Annotated in this window: 20 protein-coding genes; 3 read left to right on the top strand and 17 right to left on the bottom strand. The window is 49.0% G+C overall.

The window, feature by feature from the left end; genetic code table 11:
• The first annotated feature begins 2 nt into the window (after window positions 1-2).
• Both BLR06_RS08270 and BLR06_RS08265 read left to right on the top strand, forming a co-directional pair.
• Window positions 3-935 carry a helix-turn-helix transcriptional regulator gene (locus tag BLR06_RS08270; protein ID WP_092071241.1) on the top strand — a complete coding sequence of 311 codons (933 nt, stop codon included), beginning with the start codon at window positions 3-5 and terminating at the stop codon, window positions 933-935.
• A gap of 226 nt (window positions 936-1,161) precedes the next feature.
• Window positions 1,162-2,076 carry a hypothetical protein gene (locus tag BLR06_RS08265; protein ID WP_092071238.1) on the top strand — a complete coding sequence of 305 codons (915 nt, stop codon included), beginning with the start codon at window positions 1,162-1,164 and terminating at the stop codon, window positions 2,074-2,076.
• A gap of 101 nt (window positions 2,077-2,177) precedes the next feature.
• Here BLR06_RS08265 and tsaA read toward each other — a convergent pair whose 3' ends face one another.
• From tsaA to BLR06_RS08230, 7 genes are read right to left on the bottom strand one after another with little or no spacing between them, the layout of a single operon-like run.
• Entirely contained in the window at window positions 2,178-2,966 is a 789-nt protein-coding gene (tsaA, locus tag BLR06_RS08260; protein WP_092071235.1) for a tRNA (N6-threonylcarbamoyladenosine(37)-N6)-methyltransferase TrmO, read from the bottom strand.
• A gap of 24 nt (window positions 2,967-2,990) precedes the next feature.
• Window positions 2,991-4,016: a FecCD family ABC transporter permease gene (locus BLR06_RS08255; RefSeq protein ID WP_092071232.1), complete on the bottom strand. Its 1,026-nt coding sequence runs from the start codon at window positions 4,014-4,016 to the stop codon at window positions 2,991-2,993.
• On the bottom strand, window positions 4,010-4,855 hold the full coding sequence (locus BLR06_RS08250; protein ID WP_092071229.1) for an ABC transporter ATP-binding protein: 846 nt from the start codon (window positions 4,853-4,855) through the stop codon (window positions 4,010-4,012). The genes BLR06_RS08255 and BLR06_RS08250 overlap by 7 nt, the downstream gene beginning before the upstream one ends.
• A gap of 37 nt (window positions 4,856-4,892) precedes the next feature.
• Window positions 4,893-6,122, bottom strand: coding sequence for an ABC transporter substrate-binding protein (locus BLR06_RS08245; RefSeq protein ID WP_092071226.1), 1,230 nt, complete (start codon window positions 6,120-6,122; stop codon window positions 4,893-4,895).
• Between the two features lie 16 nt (window positions 6,123-6,138).
• A complete protein-coding gene (locus BLR06_RS08240; protein ID WP_173812983.1) occupies window positions 6,139-7,227 on the bottom strand; it encodes an ABC transporter substrate-binding protein in 1,089 nt (362 codons plus the stop codon).
• Window positions 7,228-7,229: 2 nt separating this feature from the next.
• Window positions 7,230-7,976, bottom strand: a complete 747-nt coding sequence (locus BLR06_RS08235) for a DUF364 domain-containing protein (RefSeq protein WP_092071220.1) — start codon at window positions 7,974-7,976, stop codon at window positions 7,230-7,232.
• A gap of 28 nt (window positions 7,977-8,004) precedes the next feature.
• The gene (locus BLR06_RS08230) at window positions 8,005-10,089 is read right to left on the bottom strand and encodes a TonB-dependent receptor plug domain-containing protein (RefSeq protein ID WP_173812985.1); all 2,085 of its coding nucleotides are present in this window, start codon (window positions 10,087-10,089) and stop codon (window positions 8,005-8,007) included.
• A 487-nt stretch (window positions 10,090-10,576) separates the two neighbouring features.
• Here BLR06_RS08230 and BLR06_RS08225 point away from each other — a divergent pair, with 487 nt between their 5' ends.
• The gene (locus tag BLR06_RS08225; RefSeq protein WP_092071214.1) at window positions 10,577-11,146 is read left to right on the top strand and encodes a nitroreductase family protein; all 570 of its coding nucleotides are present in this window, start codon (window positions 10,577-10,579) and stop codon (window positions 11,144-11,146) included.
• Window positions 11,147-11,265: 119 nt separating this feature from the next.
• On the opposite strand, the gene aguB is transcribed toward BLR06_RS08225, so the two are convergent.
• From aguB to BLR06_RS08175, 10 genes are all read right to left on the bottom strand, one after another.
• Window positions 11,266-12,147 carry an N-carbamoylputrescine amidase gene (gene aguB / locus BLR06_RS08220; protein WP_092071211.1) on the bottom strand — a complete coding sequence of 294 codons (882 nt, stop codon included), beginning with the start codon at window positions 12,145-12,147 and terminating at the stop codon, window positions 11,266-11,268.
• 17 nt (window positions 12,148-12,164) lie between these two features.
• Window positions 12,165-13,199 carry an agmatine deiminase gene (aguA, locus tag BLR06_RS08215; RefSeq protein ID WP_092071208.1) on the bottom strand — a complete coding sequence of 345 codons (1,035 nt, stop codon included), beginning with the start codon at window positions 13,197-13,199 and terminating at the stop codon, window positions 12,165-12,167.
• Between the two features lie 101 nt (window positions 13,200-13,300).
• Window positions 13,301-14,371: a polyamine ABC transporter substrate-binding protein gene (locus BLR06_RS08210; RefSeq protein WP_092071916.1), complete on the bottom strand. Its 1,071-nt coding sequence runs from the start codon at window positions 14,369-14,371 to the stop codon at window positions 13,301-13,303.
• A 105-nt stretch (window positions 14,372-14,476) separates the two neighbouring features.
• Window positions 14,477-15,259 carry an ABC transporter permease gene (locus tag BLR06_RS08205; RefSeq protein ID WP_092071205.1) on the bottom strand — a complete coding sequence of 261 codons (783 nt, stop codon included), beginning with the start codon at window positions 15,257-15,259 and terminating at the stop codon, window positions 14,477-14,479.
• The gene (locus tag BLR06_RS08200) at window positions 15,259-16,161 is read right to left on the bottom strand and encodes an ABC transporter permease (protein WP_245698078.1); all 903 of its coding nucleotides are present in this window, start codon (window positions 16,159-16,161) and stop codon (window positions 15,259-15,261) included. Before BLR06_RS08200 ends, BLR06_RS08205 begins: the two co-directional genes overlap by 1 nt.
• 48 nt (window positions 16,162-16,209) lie before the next feature.
• Window positions 16,210-17,331: an ABC transporter ATP-binding protein gene (locus BLR06_RS08195; protein WP_092071202.1), complete on the bottom strand. Its 1,122-nt coding sequence runs from the start codon at window positions 17,329-17,331 to the stop codon at window positions 16,210-16,212.
• 22 nt (window positions 17,332-17,353) lie between these two features.
• The gene (locus tag BLR06_RS08190; RefSeq protein ID WP_092071199.1) at window positions 17,354-18,829 is read right to left on the bottom strand and encodes an aldehyde dehydrogenase family protein; all 1,476 of its coding nucleotides are present in this window, start codon (window positions 18,827-18,829) and stop codon (window positions 17,354-17,356) included.
• A 276-nt stretch (window positions 18,830-19,105) separates the two neighbouring features.
• Complete coding sequence (locus BLR06_RS08185) at window positions 19,106-20,314, bottom strand: PucR family transcriptional regulator (RefSeq protein WP_092071195.1); 1,209 nt, start codon at window positions 20,312-20,314, stop codon at window positions 19,106-19,108.
• Between the two features lie 215 nt (window positions 20,315-20,529).
• A complete protein-coding gene (locus BLR06_RS08180; RefSeq protein WP_092071192.1) occupies window positions 20,530-21,915 on the bottom strand; it encodes an amidohydrolase family protein in 1,386 nt (461 codons plus the stop codon).
• Window positions 21,916-21,934: 19 nt separating this feature from the next.
• Window positions 21,935-23,293 (bottom strand): putrescine aminotransferase, encoded by a 1,359-nt coding sequence (locus BLR06_RS08175; protein WP_217636865.1) that lies wholly within the window; start codon window positions 23,291-23,293, stop codon window positions 21,935-21,937.
• Between the last annotated feature and the right edge of the window lie 624 nt (window positions 23,294-23,917).

The raw sequence follows: 23,917 nt of genomic DNA, 5'->3' as shown, positions 1-23,917 counted from the left end.
CTATGCCTGAAGATATTTCTTATACGCCGGAGGAAGTTGCCAAAATTCTGAAAATATCCCGGTTTACCGTATATGAACTGATTAAACGAGGTGAATTAACCGCTTACAAAATTGGCCGCAAGGTCCGCGTAGAGGCAACCGATCTGGAAAACTATAAAAAAGCCGCCAAAGGCCTGCAATTCCATGCAACCCAGCAGCCAGGGCCGGCCGCCCCGCCCTTTTTGACCCAAGACGGCCTCATCATCTGCGGTCAGGACATTTCTCTTGATATTCTGACCCGTCATTTAGAACGCCAAATGCCGCATATACAGTTTTTGCGCAATTACATCGGCAGTATTGACGGGTTAATGGCTTTGTATCGCGGAACAGCCAATTTAGTCAGCGCCCATCTTTGGGATGGCGATTCCGATCAGTACAATACGCCCTATGTCCGTCGTATGCTGCCAGGTCATAAAGCCGTTATCATTAACCTAGTCTACCGTTTTGCCGGCTTCTACGTTGCCGCCGGCAATCCCAAAGCTATTCATACCTGGACCGATTTGCTTCAACCCGGCATTCGTTTTGTCAATCGGGAACCCGGCGCCGGCATCAGGGTACTGTTGGATGAAAAGCTGCATAAGCTGAATATCGACCAACAGGCAATTATCGGCTATAAACATGAAGAAATGAGCCATTTGGCCGTTGCCAGCTGTGTCGCCCGCGGCGATGCCGATGTTGGCATCGGCATTGAAAAAGCTGCCCTGCAGGTAGCAGGTATAGATTTTGTCCCGCTGCAGCGGGAACGTTATGATCTGGTTATCCGCAAGGAAGATTTGCCCAAACCTCAGTTCCAGGCAGTACTTGCTGTCTTAAAATCAGACTCCTTTCGCAACGAAATTTCCGGCATGGGCGGTTATGATATTGCGCAAATGGGCAGTATTATCTCCGAAGTTTAATGCTGCTGCACCAAACTAGAACTAACATAAACCAACATAAGCTAACGAAAACTATTGCAATTAACAGCTTCACCGTATATAATAGCATTGTAAGATTAATTTTTTGGTCACACTGCAGTGCCAGCCCGGTCGGCGTCCACGCCGGGCTGGCTTTTATTTTTTATGGCGGAATAATCGCCGCTGTAAAGCGCATCCATAAACTTTCTGATTACAGGAGGTACGAATTATGACTGCCGGTTTACGTTTATTGCTGATGGAAAACGCTTTGAGCTATTCCGCACCACAGGGCGGCCCTGAACTGGAGCAGCAGCCGGAAGCTCTTTCCGCCGGCTTGGCTGCGCTGAACCCTGAAATGGCTGCAAAGCTGCATGAACTTATTCACAGCATCTGTTTATCGAATCCTTTCTGGAATGATTTTCGCTTACTGCATTACTTTGATCGTCACGGCTTCAACCTGTCTTTAAAGGATTTACATTACCTGAAAAGCCAAAACGGCGTCGGCAGCCGGATTGCCGTGTATCACAAGCTGCTGAATTTTTATCACGCCGGTTTGAACCTCACTGAGCAGCAAATCAGATTTATTGAACGGCTGAATCCGGCGTTTCGCGACCGTGCGTTTAAGGCTGACCGGCCTGGGCAGTTGATGCTGTATGACTGTCTCTCCTCCCGCCGGCTGCAGCATAAAATTAACGGACAGCGATATTTACACCTGTTCATCGACCGGTTTAATGGCTATTCTTTTGCAATCTTTCATCCGGAACGTTCTATCCAGATTGGCTACGAGCTGTTAGTCAATACGATCAGGCCTTTTTACCACCACCGTCAGTCCACATTATCCACCGTTATGTGTTCAACCAAAACCGCTATCATCAGAGATTTATCCGTTTCAGCGGCAGCAAAGGGTTGGGGCTTGTCCTGGCAGGAAACGCCGTCATCCTTTGGCACTGTCGACAGCTTTCACAAATTTTTGCTGAGCCATTTTTTTGAAGGCCTGCGCTTATATCAGACAGCGCCCGCATACATCGAATCAGCCTTTAAGCGCTGGTTGATTCAATATAATTTTACCCATTCCTTTCACCAGCGCCGCGATTTTTTATCCTATGTCGAATTTGGCCAATGTATGCGCCTGACCCTGGACTAGTCCATTTTCCGCTGACAGCAGTCAGGCGGAGCAAAGGGGAGCCTGTAAAATGCAGATGCATTTTACAGGCTCCCCTTTGCCCAGGTTACAGCACCAGGCGTTCAAACCGTTCCTGCGTCCCGGCCGGCAATGCTCACTGCCTGGCCTGGTCCCGGGCTCATGACCAGCCGCTGACCGCCTTTTTGCCAACATACTTCGGCTGCGGCTTGCTCAACAAAACGAAAGCGGGGCGGATTGGCCAGCCTGGCCCTGGTAAGCCCTTGGATAACATCCGCCAGACAGGCGTTTCCTTTGACCACAACAGTTAAATCCGGCGCTTGAATTTGTCCGAAATACTGTTCTGCCAGCAGGGTCATCTTGACCCCCAGTTCCAGGCTCTCACAGGCTTCCCCATGGTGGGCCAGGGCCTGCTTGATCAAATTGCCCCGGCGCATTTCCGGGTTTTTCGAAACTATATAGGGAGTGCGCGGTGAAAAAATAATATCAGCTTCATAATAAGGTTTGATATCAAGTACCGGCGTGCCGTCAATTGCATCCAGCCCGGTCACTGCCAATTGATTGACCGCTAGCTGTTCAATCCTGACCAGTGTAAGGGCAATCGGATTGGGGCGCGAAGGAAACCTGAGACCAAACACCCCGTATTCCGGCAAATCGGCGTTTACCCTGACCGGTCTGGTTCGTAAAATAGAACGTTTAGCCTCGTGAAACCAGCTTAAAATCCAGCAATGACTATGCTCGGTTAAACGATGCAAGGCAGGCAGATAACTGTCCAAAATTTGAATCACTGCCGTTTTGCCATAGAGCGGTACAGTTTCCGTAGAACGACAGTCACTAATGACAAAGCCTATCGGATGCAATTCTCCGACAAGTGATTTTACTTTTTCCTCCATTATACTCCTCCTCAGCCTCAAGAATTATAGCCAGTTCCGCCGGGAACGGGCCAGCAAAACTACAAAAAACGGCGCACCAATAACGGCAGTCAAAATACCGACAGGAATTTCTACGGCGGCAACGCTGCGGCTTATGCCGTCAATCAGGAGTAAATAACCGCTGCCCATCAGCATAGTGGCCGGCAGCAGTACGGTAAACCGCGCACCAACCAGCATCCTGGCCATATGCGGAATCAATAAGCCCACCCAGCCAATCATACCGCTGATGCTTACTGCCGCGGCTGTCATCAGGGTGGCTCCGGCAATGACAATCAGCCGGACAAGCCGGATATTGACACCCAGTGACTGCGCTTCGGACTCGCCGGCGCCCAGTACATGAATGCGCCATCTGACGGCGTACAACGCCAGCAGAGCCGCAATAATCGGCGGTATTATCCATATGACCTCCTGCATCGTCACCTTGGCTAGCCCGCCCATTAGCCAGAAGGTTATCGCCGGTAAGGTATCAAGAGGATCGGCGGCATACTTGACCGCTGAGATCAACGCCTGAAATAAGGCTGAAACAACCATACCTCCCAAGACCAGCGAGGTAACTGATTTACCCCCGAAAAAAGCACTGATGATGAATGAACAGCTAACAGCCAGCAAGCCGGCGGCAAAAGCCATTATCTGAACCCAAACCCAGGAGTATTGCAGCAGCATGCCCAGAGCCGCGCCAAAGCCAGCGCCGGCTGAAACCCCTAAAATTGCCGGGGATACCAGGGGATTGCGGAACAAATTCTGATAAGCTGCACCGGCGACCGCCAATGCTCCGCCTACCAGCATTGCCGCCAGTATACGCGGCAAGCGTATTTTCAGTATGACAATTTCCATCGCCGGCGTCCAGCTTTGCGGCCACTGAAACAGTTTTCCCGCCAAAACAGTAAAAACCATATCCGGAGTAACCGGATACCGGCCAATCAGAAAAGACGCTAAAACCAACAGCAGCAACAACCCCCCCAGTAGCAGCAGCTTAACCGTATCGCTGGAAATCCGTTGAAAATTCAACATGCCTGCCCAACCCCAGTTTTCCTGCCTTGGTCTTCTGCTTTGGATGCCTGTTCATCCATTAGCGGCGCGCATACTGTTATGGTTTTACCGGAACCTTCAGAAGGCGTAACCGTCAGTACCGACATTGGGGTCCCATACAAGCTTGTTAAATTCTCGGCCGTTACCACCTCGGCAGGCGCTCCTGCCGCCAGAACCCTGCCATCCTGCAATAATACAACCTGACTGCCGGCCCAAAAAGCATGATTGGGAAAATGGGTAGACATCATAATCGTGTAGCCCTGCCCGGACAACTGGCGGATCAGCTTAAGAATACGGACTTGATTGCCATAATCAAGACTGGCGGCAGGCTCATCCATAATCAGGACCGGCGCTTGCTGCGCCAGCGCCCGGGCAATCAGCGTCAGCTGCCGTTCCCCACCGCTTAATTCATCAAACTGCCGCCCGGCCAAATGGCCAATGCCCAGTTGTTCCAGCGCTTGTTCGGCAATTTTCCGGTCATTTTGCCCCGGTGTTGCCATTGAGGTCAAATGCGGTGTTCGTCCCATAAGTACAACTTCCAGCACTTGATACGAAAATACGGCAGTTGTGCTTTGCGGCACATAAGCAACATAACGGGCCTTGGTCTTGGCGGTCATTGCCTGCAGGTCACGACCCCCGACAATAATCCGCCCCCGGCTGGGCCGATTAAGGGACAGCAAGCACCTGAGCAAAGTTGTTTTGCCTGCTCCATTCGGCCCCAGCAGGCACAGAACTGCGCCGGCAGGCACGCAAAAAGAAACATGCTGCAATAGCTGCCGTTTATTGTCATAGCCAAAGCAAATATCTTGTACTTCAAGCATAACCGGATCTCTCCTTATTGCAGAATGCACTGACCGCTCATGGGGTTCCCGGCTTCCGCCAGGCTTTGGTAAAGATGGTCATTACCCGTTCATACAATTGCTCCAGCGGCTGCGCCCGGATAAAATCCCAGCCCAGCCATTTAAAGGCTGCCTGCGCCGGCAGTTTGTTGTCAACGGCGGAGTTTAATACCGGAAAACCATTGTCAGCAGACTTCTGCCCATATTCCACGCCTGTTACAAAGTCGATAAACAACTGCAGATTTCGCCTGGGCGCCGCTTTAACCAGCAGATACAGCGGCGTTATCAGCGCGCCATCCTCCGGCCAGACCAGTTGGGTGGCTGCCGTTCTCGGACAGGCTTTAGCAAACAACAGCGGTATAACGTAAACTGCGGCCCCCTGGGAATTGGCCGTTCCCGCCAATTTGGCCATTTGCGCGCCATGCAGAGCAGTCTTAACGTTGGCCGCCAATTTGACCAAACCGGCTTCGCCATGGTCTTTGTAGGTAAAGAACAGTATATCTTCATAAATATCATCCGGCGCTCCACCAATGATAATATTGTTATGATACACCGGGTCCAGCAGGTCACTCCACCGGGACGGCATCGGTAAATCCCCTAATTTGCGTCGGTCAACCAGCATGACAATTGGCATCGCGGCGTACACTCCATAATGACCCTGCGGATCCTCACAGCCGGTATTGGCAAAATACTCGTGAACCTCCATGCGGCCGACACTCCGGAAATAACCCTTGCTGACAAACCGGTCAACAAATTTTTGGCGAAAAAAATCACCATAGCCGCCCGCTGCAACGACATCAGGAAAATCATCAATATCCTCGACCTCCCAGATGCCTGCATAAGGATCATCTTCACCGGTACAACCGGACGGGACGAAATAAGTAAAAGCATCATCCTGCGTTTGGGCCAGATATTTTTCCAGTGCCTGCTCAAAACACTCTTTAAAAATATGTTTGATAGGACAATAGGTATAGCCCAGAAAATCCACGGTTTTGCCAACCGGCTCAGCTGCCTGCAGCTTCAGCATAGCCTGATGCTCGGTTATTTTCTCTTCCAGCAGGCCGGTAAAAACGCGGCCATTGTAGCCTTTCAGCGCTAAAGCGCTTTTCAGCAGCAATTGCGGGCTAAGCAATGCCAGCAGTTCATCCCTGGTCGCTGCCGGAAAGCCATTTGCACTGAATACCGGCAAAACTTCAGGATATTTGGTCAGAAGTTCGCCTATTGTCATCTCAGGATGAATTCTGTTCATTCACTCACCTCATTGCTTATTGTGCATTCTGCAGAATTTCCGCTACCTCCTGGTCAGTTAATTCCAGATGGTAAAACAACCGGTAAAATTTCTTGGTTTCAGCTGCCATATTGTAATGAAACTGACCGGGATACAGTAGGTTGGCCAGCCACTTTACACCAATCAGCCGGTTGACGGACGGTGGACGGTCAAACCAGTTAAACGGTGCATAGGGAATTTGATAAACCTTATTTTGCCGGACAGCCTTAAGCTGCCGCCAGTTAGCATCTTCCCGGATGAACCGCAAAGGATTATTCAGCGCCTGAAAGCTCTGATCATAACAAACAATAATCACTTCAGGCTCCCAGATCAGCAACTGTTCAATTGATACCCGGGCCCGCCCGTAACCGCTTTGCAAAGCCACGTCCGCCACATTGATTCCCCTGACCAGGTCCAGCACTTCTGTATGCCTGGAGCCCTGCGGGTCTGTCTCCAGGCCTTGATCACCCTCGGCATAATACACGCGGATCCGCTTGTCGGCCGGTATAGCCAGAATCTGTTCCTGAACAGCGGCCAGCGCCTCCCGGCAATATTGAGCCAGCTCACCGGCCCGTTCTTCAACGCCCAGCAGGCTTCCCATAAACGCATAGGTTTCAGCCATTGATTCCAGTTCCAGCCCGACAACCACCACCGGTATGCCCAGCTGCTGCTGCAGGCTGTCGGCGCTGGCCGCTGCAGCACTGTCTACCTCGCCCATACTCAGTAGGATATCCGGCCCTACTTTGAGCACTTCTTCTTTATTCATTACTTTATCCTTGCCAAAATAGCCGCCCAGCACCGGCAAGCGCTGATAAGCGGGCAGAGTATATTTTTTTTCCGCCGCCGCCAATTCCCAATTGCGCCCGGCAATCTTATCCGGCGCAAGAGTATACATAAAAATGGTTCCCACCGGATTGACGGAATAGACGGAATTTATCTGTTCCGGTACGCTAACCGTCCGGCCGGCGGCATCGGTGATAGTTCTGGCCGCCGGAATGCCGGCCGCCTGTTCAGAACCGCCGCAGGCAGTGAGCAGGCTCAGCACCGCTGCGAAAATAACGGCCGTAATTGCCTTTGCCAGCCTCATCGTCATTGACCCGCAGCGCTGAATTTAACCATCTGTGCGCCTGCATGGAAGAATTCTTTCCGGTCGCCTTCCTGTATCAGCCGCCACACCTGCTCCTGCTCGATTACGGCAGTACCGGCCAGCATATCAATTCCATAGTCAAACAGGAGCGGTGTCAGCGGCGTGCTTGGTCCGACCAAGACAACATAAGCCTGGCGGCTTAATTCCAGCAAACGGGGCAGGGTTTTGTTAATCAGAGTGGTTGCCGTAATAAACACATAATCCTGGTGGGGTAAGATATATTCGCAGGCCGGATCAGGAAAATCATCGCCGAATGGACGGCGCTCCAGAATTGACAATTGACAAACCGGGGCTAATAGCTCTAAATCCCGGAAATGTCCGATGACCGCCACTTTTTTGCCGCGCACCTGGTCAAGCATATGTAAAAAAATATGCTTCTCCGGTTGGCCGGTTAAGTTAAGGCCTAAATCCGCCTGTAACCGTTCCGGTGTATTCAACACAGAATTGATTGCCGCCAGGCCCATAGCGGCCTCAAAGAAGTTCCAGGACTTCAGCCAGCAGGCAACGTCCCTTACGCCGGCGCCGGCGACTTTTCCGGTAAAACAAAAATTCCGGTTGCCCTCCGGCGGCGTCATGGCTATGCCCACCCCTTCCGAACGCACCAAAAACCAGGCTAACCCCACCAGGCATTCCCGGATTTTGACATCCTCAGGCAGTAAATCCAGCAGATGATCATACATTGTCCACATTGCAAAATTCCTCTTTACTCAGCTATTTTTAAAACTTGTAATCAGTACCAATCATTACACTCCGGCCGGCTGCCGGATAAAACAAACGCGATTGATAATGTTTATCAAATAAATTGTAAACGGCGACATACCAGTCAAATGAAGGGTTTACCTGCCGCTTTAGCTGTACATCGACCACATGGTAACTGGACAAGGTGCGATAAACAGGTTTCGCTCCGTCGGTTCCGGTTCTGGTGTCGGCTTGGCCGGTGTCATCGGTAGCCCTCGCGTCAATCCAGCGACCGGTAAGATTAAGCCTGTACCCATTGCCGGCCTGATAATGAACGCCATAGTTGAAATGGTTTTTCGGCGTATACGTCAGTTCTTTCACCGTTCCGTCATTTTGAACAGAACTGGTTTCCAGATAAGTATAATTAACAAAACCCAGCAAACGGGGCGAAAACTTTTGCTTTAGCTCCAGCTCAACCCCCTTAATTGTCGCTGAAGTCAGGTTGTAGTATATTCTGGTTACCGGGTCAGTATCAATCCGGTTGCTGATATCGTTTTTAAAAAAAGCAATATCTCCGGATAAATTCCGGTCAAAACGATGCTTCAGGCCAAATTCATAATTCTTCGATTTCTCCGGCTTCAGACGGGAATTGCCATAGGTGCCGTAAAGCTGGTTAATCAACGGAAAGCTGGAAGTCTCTCCATAGGAAGCCCGGACAGTAGTATTCTCATCCAGTTGACGGACAATGTTGACGGTCGGATTGGTATCCGAATCTTTGATGCTGCTTTTGTCGGTATTGATTACTTCATTGGTATCCCGCCGGACGCCGACCGTAATCGCCGTTTTATCATCCGGAGTGAAATGATCCTGCAGATAATAACCGTAACGCTTGCTTTCATAGCGTTTCCAGTAGAGCCGGTCAGGATGATACGGATCATTTACCGGATCAATTGAGGCTGAATTTTTCCAGTCAACACTATTGTACAGCAGGCCGTAACTTAATGTATGTACATCGGTCAGCTTGTAATTGCTGGCTAGTTCCAGACCTTTTAAGGCGCTTTCCCACGGGCTGTAATTCCAGCGGGTTGTGCTGTAGCCGACATCCCGATTAGCGGAGCCCTGGTAGACGCCGCCGGTGAACGACAGTCCCAGCTCGGCCGCGGCGGCGGCGTCATAATCAGCGCCATTGGCCAGCATCGTTTGCTTTTCGGTAAACCGGTAAAGCTTTAAGTTGTAGTCAAGCTTGGCATCCGCCTTTTTCGCATAATCCAAGGATAAGCTGGTTTTGGTCCAGTCTTTAAATTTCCAGTTTTTCAACGCCGGCCAGAATCCGCTTTTGGTGCTAATCACATGACCGTCGACCGGATCAATGGCGTTCATTGTTCCTTTATCGGTAGTTGAGTATCCTCCGGCTAAAGTTAGCAGCTCACCCGGACTAAGATTCCAGCTCATTTTTGTATTAAAATAATTGCTTTTGCGTTCGGCATTATCGACAAATCCGTCCGTATGCTCTGTTCCCGCATTAAAAAAATAATTCAGCCGGCCCTCATAGCCGCCATAAGAAAAAGAACCGTTCCGGGTATTGTCTGAACCGCCGGACAGCGAAAGTTTTCCGCCCGGCTGCTCCCGGCCCGACTTAGTGGTAATCAGAATAATTCCGCCAATGGCGTCGGTACCGTAAGCAACCGGAGCCGGCCCCTTAATCACTTCAATTTTTGAAATATTTCCCACCGGAAACATATCCAAATCCACTGAGTCCGAACCATTGACCTTAGCCAAAGGATTGACCAGCACACCATCAATATAGATTTTCGAATAGGACACCGAGCTGCCTCTGATATCGACTGTATTGGCATTTTTCTTGCCTCTGTGCATATTGAGCCCCGGCACATCAATCAAAGCCTCACTTAAATTTTTTGCGCCTTTTTCCTCAATCTCCTTAGCGGTAATTACGCTGCTTGTAACAAGATATTTGTCCAAAGGCAGGGCTGCCGTCACCACCACCTCCTCTAACGTGATCTCGCCGCCAGCCTCATCAGTTGTTCCATCCGCCAGCGCCGAACCGGACAATGCCAGTAAAATACAGTGAATAAGCGCCAAACTGCGCATACCGCTATTTGCCATAAAACTGCTCCCCCTTATGCTATTGCTATTGCTTGCTCTTCTCATTGCAGTGTGCCTTGCCAATCCCTCCTCTGCCAAATAAAAAACACACATGTCCTGACGATCAAAGCAGCTTTGCTTATTGCCGAGGAAGGTGTGTTAACTTGCTTGCTTATTAACTTTACTCAAACATAATACCATATAACCAAACAGAACTCAACTAAGTATGGATATTTTTACATTTAAATTGGTTTTTGTTTGTTTATATTATGGATTAAATCCTTTTGCGGCTCAATCAGCCCCACAAGGCATGTCCGGGATGCAAAAGTGGATACTATAAATGGAATAATTAGACTTGTCTTCCAAATCGCAAACTGATAACATGGAGAAAAGCAGGGAACATTTATGGCTGATCTTTGGACTCTTATCAGCATGCAGCGCTTCATTGCTTGAAATCCTCAATCAGCTAAGTACAGCAAGTTAAATTAAACAATCAGGAGGGAAAACTATGTTTCGTGACCTTGTAAAAGCCAATCGCAGTTACCGGCGTTTCAACGAAAACGAAAAAATTGACCGGGAGACGCTGGTAAACTTAGTAGATTACGCCCGGCTGACGCCTTCAGGCGCCAACAAGCAAGCCTTAAAATACTACGTTGCCAATGCGCCGGAACAAAATGAGAAAATTTTCCGAACCTTGGCCTGGGCCGGCTACCTGCCTGCCTGGCCCGGTCCTGAGGCCGGCGAACGCCCATCCGCTTACATCATTGTTGTCCAGAAAGAAGGCTTTAAAATGGCGACACCGGCGGACAGCGGTATCGCCGCCCAGACAATTCTGCTGGGCGCCGTCGAATTGGGACTGGGCGGCTGCATCATTGCCAGCATCCAGAAGGAACAGCTCCGTGAAGCGCTGGGCATTCCCGCGAACTATGAAATTGTCCTGGCAATTGCGCTCGGTAAACCGAAAGAAACGGTTGTTATCGACGAAATTGACCGGGACGGCGACATCAAATACTGGCGTGACGAACAGGCCGTACATCATGTACCTAAGCGTAAACTAAAGGATATCCTGTTGAATTAGTCAGGGCTTACCAACAGGGAAGGGTTCATTTCAGGAAATCCTGGCTAAGCGCCGTCAGAATGCAAACCGGGGGTGTCTGAAAACGCTGTTGCGTTTTCAGACACCCCCGGTTGCTGGTTTCATGGTCTGCCGCCGGTAATCCCGTCATAGGTTAATAACGCTTGATACATTTCCGGACGCCGGTCCCGGAAAATTCCCCAGCAGGACCGGGCCTTGTCCATGGCATCAAGATCAAATTCCTGTACCAGAACCGTTTCCTCGCTCCGGCCGGCCTCCTGAAGTTTCCGGCCCGTATGATCGGTAATAAACGAGGAGCCATAAAAGGTAATGCTGGAGTCGTCAATGGTTTCAACCCCAATCCGGTTTGAGGCAATAACCGGCACCAGATTGGCGGCGGCATGGCCCTGCATGCAACGCTGCCAATGATCCCGCGAGTCAAATCCGGGATTTTGCGGCTCCGAACCAATAGCAGTGGGATAAAAGATCAGTTCGGCGCCCAGCACAGCCAGGCTTCTGGCCGTTTCCGGATACCACTGATCCCAGCAAATGCCGGCCCCGATGGCGCCATACTTCGTACGCCAGACCTGAAAACCAGTATCCCCCGGATTAAAATAATACTTCTCCTCATAACCCGGTCCATCCGGAATATGTGTTTTACGGTATACGCCCAGTATTTCGCCTCCGGCGTCAATCAGCGCCAGAGAATTATATTTGGCTTTGTTTTTTCGCTCAAAAAAACTGACCGGCAGCACAATATCCAGCTCTGCCGCCACTGCCCGGAAGTGCGAAACCGCAATATTTTGTTCCAGCTCTGTTGCGTATTGAAAAAATTCCGGCTTTTCTTTCTGGCAAAAATACGGCGTTTCGAACAATTCCTGCAACAGAACAATCTGCGCCCCTTGACGGACCGCCTCCCGCACCAGCTTATCCGCTTTGGCGATATTGTCGGCCAGATTCCAGCCGCAAGACATTTGCGTGGCCGCTACTTTTACCCTTCCCATCGCTTTGCTCTCCTTTACTACAGCCTGGCCGGAATTCCTGCCGGCATTTGCTGGGTAATGCAATGCACATTGCCGCCGCCTTTAATGATTGGCATACCATCAACCGGTACAATTTTTCGGTCAGGATAAAGCCGCTGCAAGGTACGGACTGCCGCTTCATCCGTAGCCTGGGCGTCTCCCCCAAACACCGGAACAATAATGCCGCCGTTCACCGGATAATAATTGAGATAACTCATGCTCAGTCTCTGCCCGCGCCAGTAACGCACCGGCGGCTGTTCAATCTGAACTACCTCGGCTCTCCGGCCTTGGGCATCTGTAAAGTCAGCCAGCAGCTTTAAATTTTCCTGGCTGGCTGAATAATTTAAATCAGCAGGATCATGACAAGCCTGTATGGCAATAACGCCCGGTCTGACAAAACAGGCGACATTATCGACATGTCCGTCAGTTTCATCAGCCGCCAGCCCTTGCTTCAGCCAGAAAATGACATCCACTGCCAGATACTGACCAAGCAAGCGCTCAATCTCCCGCTTGCCAAGCTGTGGATTGCGATTCTTATTCAGCAAACATTGCTCGGTAGTCATCAGCGTGCCTTCACCATCCACATGAATAGAGCCGCCTTCCAGCACCAGCGGCGCTTCAAAGACCGGTACCCCGTAACGCGCCAGCAGCTTACCGGCTACCGCATTGTCCTGATCATACGGCTGGTATTTGCCGCCCCAGGCGTTAAACTGCCAGTTAACCGCCGCCAGCTCACCCTGGCCGTTGATCAGAAAAGTCGGTCCATTATCGCGCAGCCACGAATCATCATGTTCCATCGGCAAAATTTCAACTGCGGCTCCGCACATCCTTCCAGCCTCGTCCGCCAAATGCGGCTGGACCAACATAACCACTTCTTCAAAAGCGGCGATTTCCCTGGCAATGCGGGCATAACCCTCCTGGGCTTCCTTTAAGCCGTCAGGCCATATTTCAGTTCTTACCGGCCAGGCCATAAACGTACGCTCCCGCGGCTCCCATTCCGCCGGCATGCGAAACCCCATCTTTGCTGGTACCATTATGCTATCTCCCGTCCTATATTACCGGCAAAAGCGTCATGGCAAGAATGGCTGCTTCTCTATCATGACGCCTCTTGCCTAATACAGCTAACAATTGCTGTTTATTTTTGCTTCAGTTCGGACCAGGCTTGGTCATATACCTGGGTTGCTTCACCGACATCCCGCAAGAACTCGCCTTTCGCCAATACCTCATCCGGCGGGTAAGCCGATATATCCTCCAGTATTGCCTTATCCATCAGCTTATGAGCCTCAAGATTAGGATTGGTATAGGGAAGCTGCTGGGCAATCATGGCGCTGATTTCCGGCTCTAAGATGAAATTGATAAACAACTCGGCTTCTTTCTTATGCGGCGCGCCCTGGGGAATAACAAAATTATCCTGCCACAAATACATGCCTTCCTCCGGGAAGACAATGGCAATATTGGGATTTTCCCGCTTAGCCAGTGAAGCCTCCGCACTCCACATCAGGCCGGCCGCAGCCTCGCCATTGATTAACAAAGTTTTAGGACTGTCACTGTCATAGGCTTTAATATTGGGCAGCAGCTTAGCTACCTCGGCTTTAGCCTGGTTAATTTTAGCCGGGTCAGTTTCGTTTAAAGAATAACCCAGCATTTTAAGACCCATACCAATAATGGCTCTCTGGTCATCTAAAACAACCAGGGAATTTTTGAATTTGGGATCCATTAAATCCCTATAGCTTTTCACAGGTTCTTTAATTTTATCCGTATTTACAGCCAGCAGAGCGCTGCCGCACATATAGGCAATGGAATACTTGTTATCCTTATCAAAGTCTTTATTTTTGTATTGCGGATCGATATTCTTTAAATTCGGCACATTGGCTAAATCAATGCCTTGAAGGATCGGCTTTTTTTGCTTGAGCATAATTTCAACCATGTAATCACTGGCTACCGCCAAATCGTACCGGGAGCCGCCAACCTGCAATTTAGCCAGCATTTCTTCATTCGAAGAATAGTTCGCCTGATTTACCTTGATTCCGTATCTTTCCTGGAATTTGTCCAATACCGCCTGAGGCATATAATTAGACCAGATGAACAAATTTAATTGGGAGGCCAGTTTTTCCTTATCTTCCGCGTCGTTTTGCTTACTGCCGCATCCGGTCAGCACCACTGCCAAAAAACTGCATAGGACCAGTAATATGGTTAAACTTCTCATCTTTTTCAATGTTTCCGCCACCTCTCAAAATACTTTTTCCTCCAGGCCGGCCGATGGATGCGGCCGCTCGCCTGCTCTGCTTCCTTATTCACGGCTATTGCCTGGTTAAGCCACTTTCTTTTTGTTCAGATATTCAGTAACCAGCACCAGCAACAGCGTAAGCAGCAACAAAATTGTCGATAAGGCATTAATTGTCGGTGTAACGCCGAATTTTACCATGGAAAAAATCTTCAGCGGCAAAGTTAGGCTGTCCGGACCGGATACGAAGAAACTAATGATCACATCATCCAGCGACAGGGTAAAGGCCAGCAATGCCCCGGAGGCAATGCCCGGCATAATAATCGGCAGCACTACCCTGGTAAAGGTCTGCCAGTGATTGGCTCCCAAATCCATGGCCGCTTCCTCAATTGACCGGTCAAACCCGTCCAGACGGGCTCTGACCACGATTACCACAAACGGGATGCTAAATGCCACATGCGACAACAACAATGTTGAAAAACCGGTCGGAATGCTGAGCATGGTAAACAACGCCAGCAAAGCTATCCCCATAACAATTTCCGGTATTAGGATCGGTATATATAATAATCCATCCAGAATGCTTTTTCCCCTAAAGTTGTAGCGGTACATTCCGACAGCGGCCAAAGTTCCGATCATTGCCGCAACAATGGTATTCAGCACCGCCAATAGCAGGCTAACCTTAAAGGCATTAAGAATTTCGGGACTGTCAAATAACGTTGTATACCATTTTACCGTAAAACCTGTCCAGATAATATTTAGTTTGGAATCATTAAAGGAAAACGCGATTAACACCAAAATAGGAATATATAAAAATAAATAAATTAAACAGGCATACAGGATAGATGTCCACCGGAAGAGCTTGGCATTCATTAAAATACCTCCAGTTTCTCTTTACTGCCGGCGTTGCGGAAGTAAAGAAACAGAATAACCAGTGTAATGACAATGAGCACAATGGAAATCGCTGAACCGAAGGGCCAGTCGCGGGCGGTAAGAAACTGGTTTTTAATCAGATTGCTGATCAGCATTGTTTTACTTCCGCCCATCAGGTCGGGAATGAAAAAATAGCCGAGAGACGGAATGAACACTAAAATTGAACCAGCCATAATGCCCGGCTTGGTCAAAGGCAGCGTTACTTTTAAAAAGGCTTTAAAGGGAGCCGCTCCCAAATCTCCGGCTGCTTCCAGCAGCGCCGGATCAAGCTTCTCGATAGAAGTATACAGCGGCAGCACCATAAAAGGAAACAATACATACACAAGCCCCACCAGTACAGCGGTTTCATTATACAGCATGGCCAGCGGAGCCTGGATCAGCCCCCAGTCCAACAGGATACGATTGATTAAGCCCTCTGTTCTCAACAGCATAATCCAGGCATAGGTTCTTACCAGCGAATTTGTCCAAAACGGCAAAATGGTTAACATCAGTAATATTCCCCGGATTGACTTTGGCGATTTGGCAATAAAATAGGCAAAGGGATAGCCGGCCAGCAGACAAATAACCGTTGTTAACAAAGATAATTCGAGCGAACTCCACAATATTTTAAAATACATTGGATTGATCAGTTTAGCATAATTACTCATAGTAAACTGATATTCAATACCGCCATACAAGCCTCTTTGCATAAAGCTGACCAGAATGACCAGCACCAGCGGTAAAGCGACAAAGCTTCCCATCCAGAAAGCTACCGGACCAATCATCGCCAGCAACTGCCGTCCATGTCCCGGCTTTTTAACTGCCGTTATCGCTGTTGGTACAGCACCATCGCTATTTTTCACTAAAACACCTTCTATCTTTATCGCCTTTATTATTGAAATTCATTCGGTTCAGCCTGCCAGCTGTTTTGAAAAAACGATTTTTTCTTCGCTTTGACGGTCTTTAACCACAGTGGCGCAGTCAGGATTCCAGGAAATGAAGATCGCTTTATCCCGCTGCAGCTTTTCATATGAACTGCCCCCAACCGGTTCGTTGACAACAACCTCCATCTGATTGCCAACATTGTAAATTGTTTTCATTTGCGCACCCACATAAATTTGCTCTTTATAGGTTCCTTGCAGAGCAAAGGCTTTTCCGCTGGAGGAATTGCTCACTTCCAGCCGCTCAGGGCGGACGGCAATATAAGCAATCTCGCCAACGCTTAAATTACGATTGAGCACCGGAACACGGCTGCTGCCCAGACTGATCACGGCATATTTGCCATCCACACTGGCAACCGTACCTTCAAATAAGTTGGTTTCCCCAATAAACCCGGCTACAAAACGGCTTGCCGGATGTTCATAAATCTCATCCGGCTTGCCAATCTGTTCAATCACACCGGCATTCATGACCGCAATCCGGTCTGACATTGTTAAGGCTTCCTCCTGATCATGCGTAACATAGATAAACGTTATGCCCAGCTTTTTTTGCAGCCGCTTTAGTTCAATCTGCATTTGCTTGCGCAGCTGCAAATCCAGAGCGCCCATCGGCTCATCCAGCAGCAAAACCTTGGGGCTGTTTACCAAAGCCCGGGCAATGGCGACGCGCTGGCGTTGACCCCCGCTGAGCTGCTCAGGCCTGCGGCTGGCGAACCCCTCCAGTTGGACTAACGCCAGGACTTCAGCCACTTTTTCTTTAATTCGGTCTTTGGGCAGCTTCTTCATTGTCAAGCCAAACGCAATATTATCAAAAATATTCATATGAGGAAACAACGCATAGCTTTGAAATACCGTATTGACATTACGCGCATAAGGCGGCGTATGTTCAACATGCTGTCCATCCAATAGAATAATGCCGCTTGTCGGCTGTTCAAAACCGGCGATCATCCGTAAGGTGGTAGTTTTTCCGCAGCCGCTTGGTCCCAGCAATGTCAAAAATTCACCTTGTTTGATATCCATACTAATATCGTTAACTGCTGTATGTCCGGCGAATTCCTTTACTAAATTGATGAGCTGCACCGCCGTATCCTGCATCTGTCAGCACCCCTTCGAGTAATTATTTTGCAAACCAGCCTGTCGGTTCTACCTGTAAATTGATATTGATCTGTTTTACCTCAGTGTACTGCTCATAGCCGTAGCTGCCAAGCTCCCGGCCGTTGCCGCTTTGCTTATAACCGCCCCACGGAGCTTCGTTATAAGTAGGATGATAACAATTCACCCAGGTAATGCCTGCCCGGAGTTTTTTCACGACGCGCAAAGCCCGGGCGCCGTCATTGGTAAACACTGCCCCGGCCAGTCCGTAAATGCTATTATTGGCCATTCGAACTGCCTCGGCTTCGCCGGTAAACTTTTGAACAACCAGCACCGGACCAAAGATTTCCTCTTTTACAATGCGCATATCTTCCGTAGTATTAACGAAAATGGTTGGCTCAACAAAATATCCTTTAGCCAAATCCCCGGCGGTTAGACGATTGCCGCCGCATAGCAGCTCAGCGCCTTCCTGCAGGCCGATTTTTATATAGTTTAAGACTTTTTCCATCTGCGCCGCGGATATCAGCGGCCCCATTTCAACGCCTGCATTTAAGCCGTCCCCGACTTTGATCAGCCTGGCCCGTTCAACCAGCCTGGATATAAATTTATCATAAATTTCATCTTCCAGCAATAGCCGCGATCCGGCTGCACAAACCTGGCCCTGATTGGCAAAAATGCCAAATAAAGCATAATCAACCGCAGTTTCAAAATCGGCGTCAGCAAAAACAATGTTAGGCGATTTCCCGCCAAGCTCCAGCGAAACCTTTTTTAAATTGCCGATTGCCGACTGCATAATATGTTTGCCGGTTATCGTCCCGCCGGTAAATGCAATTTTATCAACCGCCTCATTTACCGCCAATTCATGCCCCACAGTTGCGCCAGCCCCTAAAACCAGGTTTGCCACGCCCTTGGGGAAACCGGCCTTGTCAATGAGTTCGAATAATTTGATCACCGTCAGCGGGGTAAGCTCCGACGGCTTGAATACCACGGTATTGCCTGCCGCCAAAGCCGGCGCCATCTTCCAGGCGGCCATTAGCAGGGGATAATTCCACGGCACAATTTGTCCGCATACGCCGATCGGTTCCCGTACCGTTAATGCCTGCATCGGATCCGCCACTTCGTAGGTCTGTCCCTGCGGCTTATTCGTCAGGCCGGCATAATACCGGAAACAAGCGCAGCAGTCACTGACGTCAAACTGCGACTCGCGCAACGGCTTGCCGCTGTTCGTTGTCTCCAGCACGGCGAATTCCTCCGCCTGTTCCTCAATTAAATCAGCCAAGCCAAATAATAACTTCGACCTCGAGCTGCCTTTGCAATCTTGCCACTCAGACCCGTCAAAAGCTCTTCTGGCAGCCGCAACTGCTTTGCGGACATCCACCTCGGTTCCTTCAGCAACAGTTGCAATTACCTCTCCGGTTGCAGGATTGATAATTTTTCTTTCTCCGCCGGCTGCGGCTAAGACCCACTCGCCATCAATATACATTTTCAATACCTCTGACATTTATATAAACCTCCTCCTGTTTACGGAACTTGGCTGATTAACGTCTTAGCGTTCATCGCCGCGACACTGCGATAAAATAAAAAAAGTTTTCTTTAGTACACTACAAATTCATGTACGAAAGAAAACTGCTTTGTTTTCCGGTCACTAATATTTTTATCAGTTGGTTTTTACCTGAAAATACATGGCAAAATTTTAACACAACAATCATCAGACGTCTATGTGCAACTTGCACAAAAATATATCCGGCTTTTTGTGAGCATATTACGTCTTGCCCCCTTAATAAACAATCTGCCTGCCGATAATCAACCCCATCAGCAGTGTAATACGGTCTTGCATTTTATCAACATTTTTGCCAGTGATTGTTTCCACCTTTTTCAGCCGATAGATCAATGTATTCTTATGGATGAATAATTTCTTGGCAGCCTGAATGGAGTTGCCGTTTTCCTGTAAGTACACCAGTAAAGTAGGAATTAATTCCGCTCCGTGCTTATCATCATACTCGGCCAGTTCACCCAGGGTTTCCTGATAATAAGCCTCCAGCACTCTCTCGTCCAGTTCAAATAATAATTTATACACGCCCAAATCTTGATAACAATATAGCCGGTTTTGCTCACCGCTAAAATCGGCGAACTTTAACGCCAGGCGGGCTTGATCAAAACTGATTTTAGCCTGCTCTATATCGGTAAAGCAATTACCCAAGCCCATACTCACATTCAGTTGCGGCAATTTCAGTTGACAATGACTGACAATTTCCTCGCCGATCGCCGTATTATCAAGTTTACTGCGGTTTTTATAAACCGTCTCCGGCATTAAAAAAATGATCGAGTCTATTCTAATGATGGACAGTACTTTATGATAGTATTTGTTCAATATTTCCCGCGCTGCCCCTTCAAACCTCTCCCGCATTTTCATCCGGGCTATTTCATCTTGGTGCTCGGGCAAAAAATTGTTAAAATCACTTGCCCGTACGATCCCAATTTGATGGGGCTGACTTAAATCATAGCCGTAATAGGCCGCCCGCCGGGCTAAAGCTGCGGCATCATAGCCGCTGCTAAACAAAATATTCTCCAGTAAGTCATTGATCGACTTTTCTTCCATCTGTTTCATCACAATATAGCGTGAAACATCCTGCGTAATATCAACCATCTTCATTTCCCACGGCAGTTCAAATACCGGGAACGCCAATTCGTCGGCAAGAGCAATCACTGATGCCGGGATTTCCGCTATATACGGCCCGATATTAATGACTAAACCGGCCAGGTTCTTGCTCGCTATGCCGTTTAGCAGCTTTAACAAGTCCTGCTCGACCGCTGTAAGCGCAATACCGGTAATAAATAGCAGTTCACCGCCTTGCACCCAGGGCAGAACGTCCGGCAGGTCGATAAAATGAACCCAGCGCACATCCCTATCTAACCCGCCTTGGCCCCCTCTGATTTTTAAATTTTTTAAGGAAGCCAGTTCCAAAAGGTCTTTACAGCTTACCATAGTTTTCCTCCTCTCTCCTTGGCTGTAAAACCTGTAAGCGGGCAACAATAGCTGCCTCTTTGTTGTCCACAATATATTTTTTATAGTTATTTCGTTATCTCAATGTAAAATCCTCTTGTTGCCTACCGGCGCGAAACACCAGACCAGACAGGCGGATGATCATCGCTGGTTAAAGAACAAACCAAGGCAGCCATACCTCGGTTTGCTCTTTACTGCTACATCCAGTTCCAGCAGCGGTTTTCAACTTTCATTGACCGGCCGGACACAGCCGCGCCAAGTTCGCCCTGCCGCACGGCAATATGTCCGTTTACGATAACGCACTCCAGTCCCGCCGGTTCCGCATCAGGCCTGCCGTCTCCCAAATAAGCGGCGCAGTCCTTAATCCGCGCAGGGTGAAAGATGACTAAATCGGCATCACAGCCTACCTTTAGCCGTCCTTTATTTTTTAAACCCAGGCGTCCGGCGGGCAGTAAAGTACAACGCCGAACTGCCTCTAGCAGCGATAACTGCTGTCGTTCCCGGACCATAGTCTGAAAAAAGCGGGGGAAAGTTCCCACATTCTGAGGATGACCTGTTCCCGGAATAAAACTGCCCAGTCCTCCATCACTTGAAACCATGACAAATTCAGCCGCCAGAGCGGTGTAAATATCCGCTTCCTTACCCACATAAGCCACAACCAGTTCTTCAGGATAATTGCTGCGCAGCTCTTCATAAAGCTCTTTAGTACAACGCTCACCGGCAAAAGGACCTGTACAAACCAGCAAATCACTATACTGGCATTCCCATTTTTCGACACAACCGGCGGCAAACACCGCTGAGCCAATATGCGTGGCAAACGCATGGTACATTCCGCTATCGGCGGTGATGTCCAGACCGCTGTCCACAGCCTCTTGCAATAGTCTTATCGCATCAGCCATCATGCCCATCCCCACCATATAGACCAAATGGGACACTTGCACAGCAGCCCCGGTCAGACGGGTAACGTCAATTGCTTCTTTGATGGCGCCAAGTCCTGCCCAGCCGTCATGTCTGGTATGTATGGCAACCAGCTTCCCATAGCGGGCGGCCACCCGGCTGACAGCTGCAATTTCCTCAAAGGAAGTTCCGGGCGCATATTCCAAGCCGAAAGAAATACCGGCAGCGCCCTGTTCTAACGCTTCCTCGGCTAAATAAGCGATTTGTCTAATTTGCTCGGCTGTGGCCGGTTGATATGGATTTACAATACCGGCTTTTTCCCGCAGGGTAAAGCTTTCACCGGCAAACATGAGTTGATGAATGGGAAAACCGCCGTACTCAAACGGCTGGAAAAATCCAGCCATATCGCCTGTTCCCATCCCGCAATTGCCGCCAACCGCTGTTGTCACCCCCTGTTTGAGCATAGCATAGGCGCCATCCAGGCCATTATCCACATGCGTATGAATATCAATAAAACCGGGGCATACAACTGCCAGGCCGGCGTCTATGTGTTGCCGCCCCGACAATTGTTCCCGGGTAATTGCCACAATCCTGCCACGGCAAATACCCAGATTTCCCACAGTGATCTTATTTCGCTCCGGGTCAACCAGGGTTCCGTTCTCAATTACCAGCTCAAATTCATGCATTGTTCAACGTTCCTCTGCCTTATTTTGTCAGGCCTGCCAGCACACTGCGCAGGGCATTGCACACCTTGGTGCATTGTTCTCTTGTAATGGTCAGCGGCGGCTCAATTCGAATGGTCTTAGCATTAATCAGAGTTCCGGCTACCAGAATACCATGATCAAACAGCCCTTTGGAAACTTCATAGCCGATTTGGTCATTGAGGAATTCAAGCCCGATTAATAAGCCCTTGCCTCTTACTTCCAGCACCTTATCTTCATGACCGCTTACCGCGTTTTTTAGTTCCGCCAAAAACCAGCTGCCGATTTCGGCTGCCCGCTCAGGCAGCCGTTCCTCCAACAGGACATTTATTGTCGCAATAGCCGCCGCGCAAGCCAGGGGATTGCCGCCAAAAGTTGTTGTATGCAAAAATGGATTTTCAAATAAGTTGGCAAACACTTTTTCTGAAGCAATGGTTGCTCCGGCCGGCATAACACCGCCGCCAAAAGCCTTGGCCAGGCACATGATATCCGGCACTACCTGATAATGCTCGCTGCAAAACATTTTGCCCGTACGTCCCATCCCGGTCTGCACTTCATCAAAAATCAGCAAGGCTTCATATTGATCGCACAACTCCCGCAGATTGCGCAGATAATCATCAGGCGGAATAATTACGCCGCCCTCACCCTGTATCGGCTCAACCAAAATCGCCGCAACATCCTCCCCGACCATTGCGCAAGCCTGCATTGTTTTCTGCATCATATCAATATCGCCAAAAGCAACATGGCGAAAACCGCCAACCAATGGTAAAAAAGGCTTTCGGAAACCACTCTTGGCTGTCCCGGAAAGTGCGCCAATGCTTTTACCGTGAAAAGCCCTGGTTGTGGCAAGAAATGTATGCTTTCCTTTATTATTTTGATGGATTTTAGCCATTTTTATGGCGGCTTCCACTGATTCTGTACCACTATTGGTAAAAAATGAATACTTTAAATCCCCTGGTGTCAACTCGGCTAGTATCTTTGCCAGCATTGCCCGCAATGGATCCAGTAAATCCTGACTATGAAGCGCCTGCCTATCCATTTGATCCTTGACCGCTTTTATAACCTTAGGATGACGGTGGCCCACATTATAAATTCCAAATCCCCCCAGGCAGTCTATATATTCCTTGCCATGAAGGTCAATAAAACAATTTGGCCCGGAATCACGCCACTCCACTGAAGCGTATTGCCCGCCTTTCGTAACAGATTTACGGTAGGCTAAAAAACCGGGATTGACATATTCCCTAAATCCCTCCACCGTCTGTTTGGTAATCCAGCTCGCTTCGGTTTGGTCTACATCCGCTTTGCTAATCAAATCAAGCACCTTTGCAGAATATTCATAAATAGCTTCACAGTTTTGGCTCAAGATGTTTACGTCCCCCTTATTATTATTTTCTTATGACATCAGACCATTCAATACCCATGTGTTGTTATCAGCATCCTTTATGATCATTTAAGAATCATTCGAGCCCAGAGGCACAGGAAGTTTTCCCGTAGATTCCATTATTTTTGTAAAAAGCGGCTCGGCGCTATTACAACGCATTGTACAATAGGCAGCTGGGATGCTAAAAAGGCGCTCTTCTTCTGATACAAGTATCAATGAAAAGCGCCTTTGCTTCAATTATTCATCTTTAAACCCAGCTTCCGCCAAACAATAATATCTAGCCCAGCTTTGCTACCTAACGCCGCTAACTTCTTGTAAAAATTATAACACTACGAATAAAGTCTGTATATATTAACCCTTACCAAAAAAGCTTCGTTTCTATTGTACAACATACACCAGGAAGGCGACGATGGTATGGAACAGATCGAAGCAGCCTTCTTGTCCCTAAAACAAAAAAACTCATCCTAAGATGAACCTTTTTCAACCGGCCATTTCCTTGTCCTCCCAGGCCGTTTGCCATAGTGTCATCAGCCACTAGGCCCTTTCTGGGCCGTCGCACTGTATGCCCATAATGGCATCAGCACTAGGCCCTTTCTGGGCCGTCGC

The sequence above is a fragment of the Dendrosporobacter quercicolus genome, from assembly GCF_900104455.1.
GTDB classification, from domain to species: domain Bacteria; phylum Bacillota; class Negativicutes; order DSM-1736; family Dendrosporobacteraceae; genus Dendrosporobacter; species Dendrosporobacter quercicolus.
This window is presented reverse-complemented; position numbering and strand designations above follow the sequence as displayed.

What these genes read in the sequence shown, in the direction of transcription:
- BLR06_RS08270 (WP_092071241.1), top strand. Translation starts at nt 3, where the DNA reads ATGCCTGAAGATATTTCTTATACGCCGGAGGAAGTTGCCAAAATTCTG.
- BLR06_RS08265 (WP_092071238.1), top strand. Translation starts at nt 1,162, where the DNA reads ATGACTGCCGGTTTACGTTTATTGCTGATGGAAAACGCTTTGAGCTAT.
- tsaA (WP_092071235.1), bottom strand. Translation starts at nt 2,966, where the DNA reads ATGGAGGAAAAAGTAAAATCACTTGTCGGAGAATTGCATCCGATAGGC.
- BLR06_RS08255 (WP_092071232.1), bottom strand. Translation starts at nt 4,016, where the DNA reads ATGTTGAATTTTCAACGGATTTCCAGCGATACGGTTAAGCTGCTGCTA.
- BLR06_RS08250 (WP_092071229.1), bottom strand. Translation starts at nt 4,855, where the DNA reads ATGCTTGAAGTACAAGATATTTGCTTTGGCTATGACAATAAACGGCAG.
- BLR06_RS08245 (WP_092071226.1), bottom strand. Translation starts at nt 6,122, where the DNA reads ATGAACAGAATTCATCCTGAGATGACAATAGGCGAACTTCTGACCAAA.
- BLR06_RS08240 (WP_173812983.1), bottom strand. Translation starts at nt 7,227, where the DNA reads ATGAGGCTGGCAAAGGCAATTACGGCCGTTATTTTCGCAGCGGTGCTG.
- BLR06_RS08235 (WP_092071220.1), bottom strand. Translation starts at nt 7,976, where the DNA reads ATGTGGACAATGTATGATCATCTGCTGGATTTACTGCCTGAGGATGTC.
- BLR06_RS08230 (WP_173812985.1), bottom strand. Translation starts at nt 10,089, where the DNA reads ATGGCAAATAGCGGTATGCGCAGTTTGGCGCTTATTCACTGTATTTTA.
- BLR06_RS08225 (WP_092071214.1), top strand. Translation starts at nt 10,577, where the DNA reads ATGTTTCGTGACCTTGTAAAAGCCAATCGCAGTTACCGGCGTTTCAAC.
- aguB (WP_092071211.1), bottom strand. Translation starts at nt 12,147, where the DNA reads ATGGGAAGGGTAAAAGTAGCGGCCACGCAAATGTCTTGCGGCTGGAAT.
- aguA (WP_092071208.1), bottom strand. Translation starts at nt 13,199, where the DNA reads ATGGTACCAGCAAAGATGGGGTTTCGCATGCCGGCGGAATGGGAGCCG.
- BLR06_RS08210 (WP_092071916.1), bottom strand. Translation starts at nt 14,371, where the DNA reads ATGAGAAGTTTAACCATATTACTGGTCCTATGCAGTTTTTTGGCAGTG.
- BLR06_RS08205 (WP_092071205.1), bottom strand. Translation starts at nt 15,259, where the DNA reads ATGAATGCCAAGCTCTTCCGGTGGACATCTATCCTGTATGCCTGTTTA.
- BLR06_RS08195 (WP_092071202.1), bottom strand. Translation starts at nt 17,331, where the DNA reads ATGCAGGATACGGCGGTGCAGCTCATCAATTTAGTAAAGGAATTCGCC.
- BLR06_RS08190 (WP_092071199.1), bottom strand. Translation starts at nt 18,829, where the DNA reads ATGTCAGAGGTATTGAAAATGTATATTGATGGCGAGTGGGTCTTAGCC.
- BLR06_RS08185 (WP_092071195.1), bottom strand. Translation starts at nt 20,314, where the DNA reads ATGGTAAGCTGTAAAGACCTTTTGGAACTGGCTTCCTTAAAAAATTTA.
- BLR06_RS08180 (WP_092071192.1), bottom strand. Translation starts at nt 21,915, where the DNA reads ATGCATGAATTTGAGCTGGTAATTGAGAACGGAACCCTGGTTGACCCG.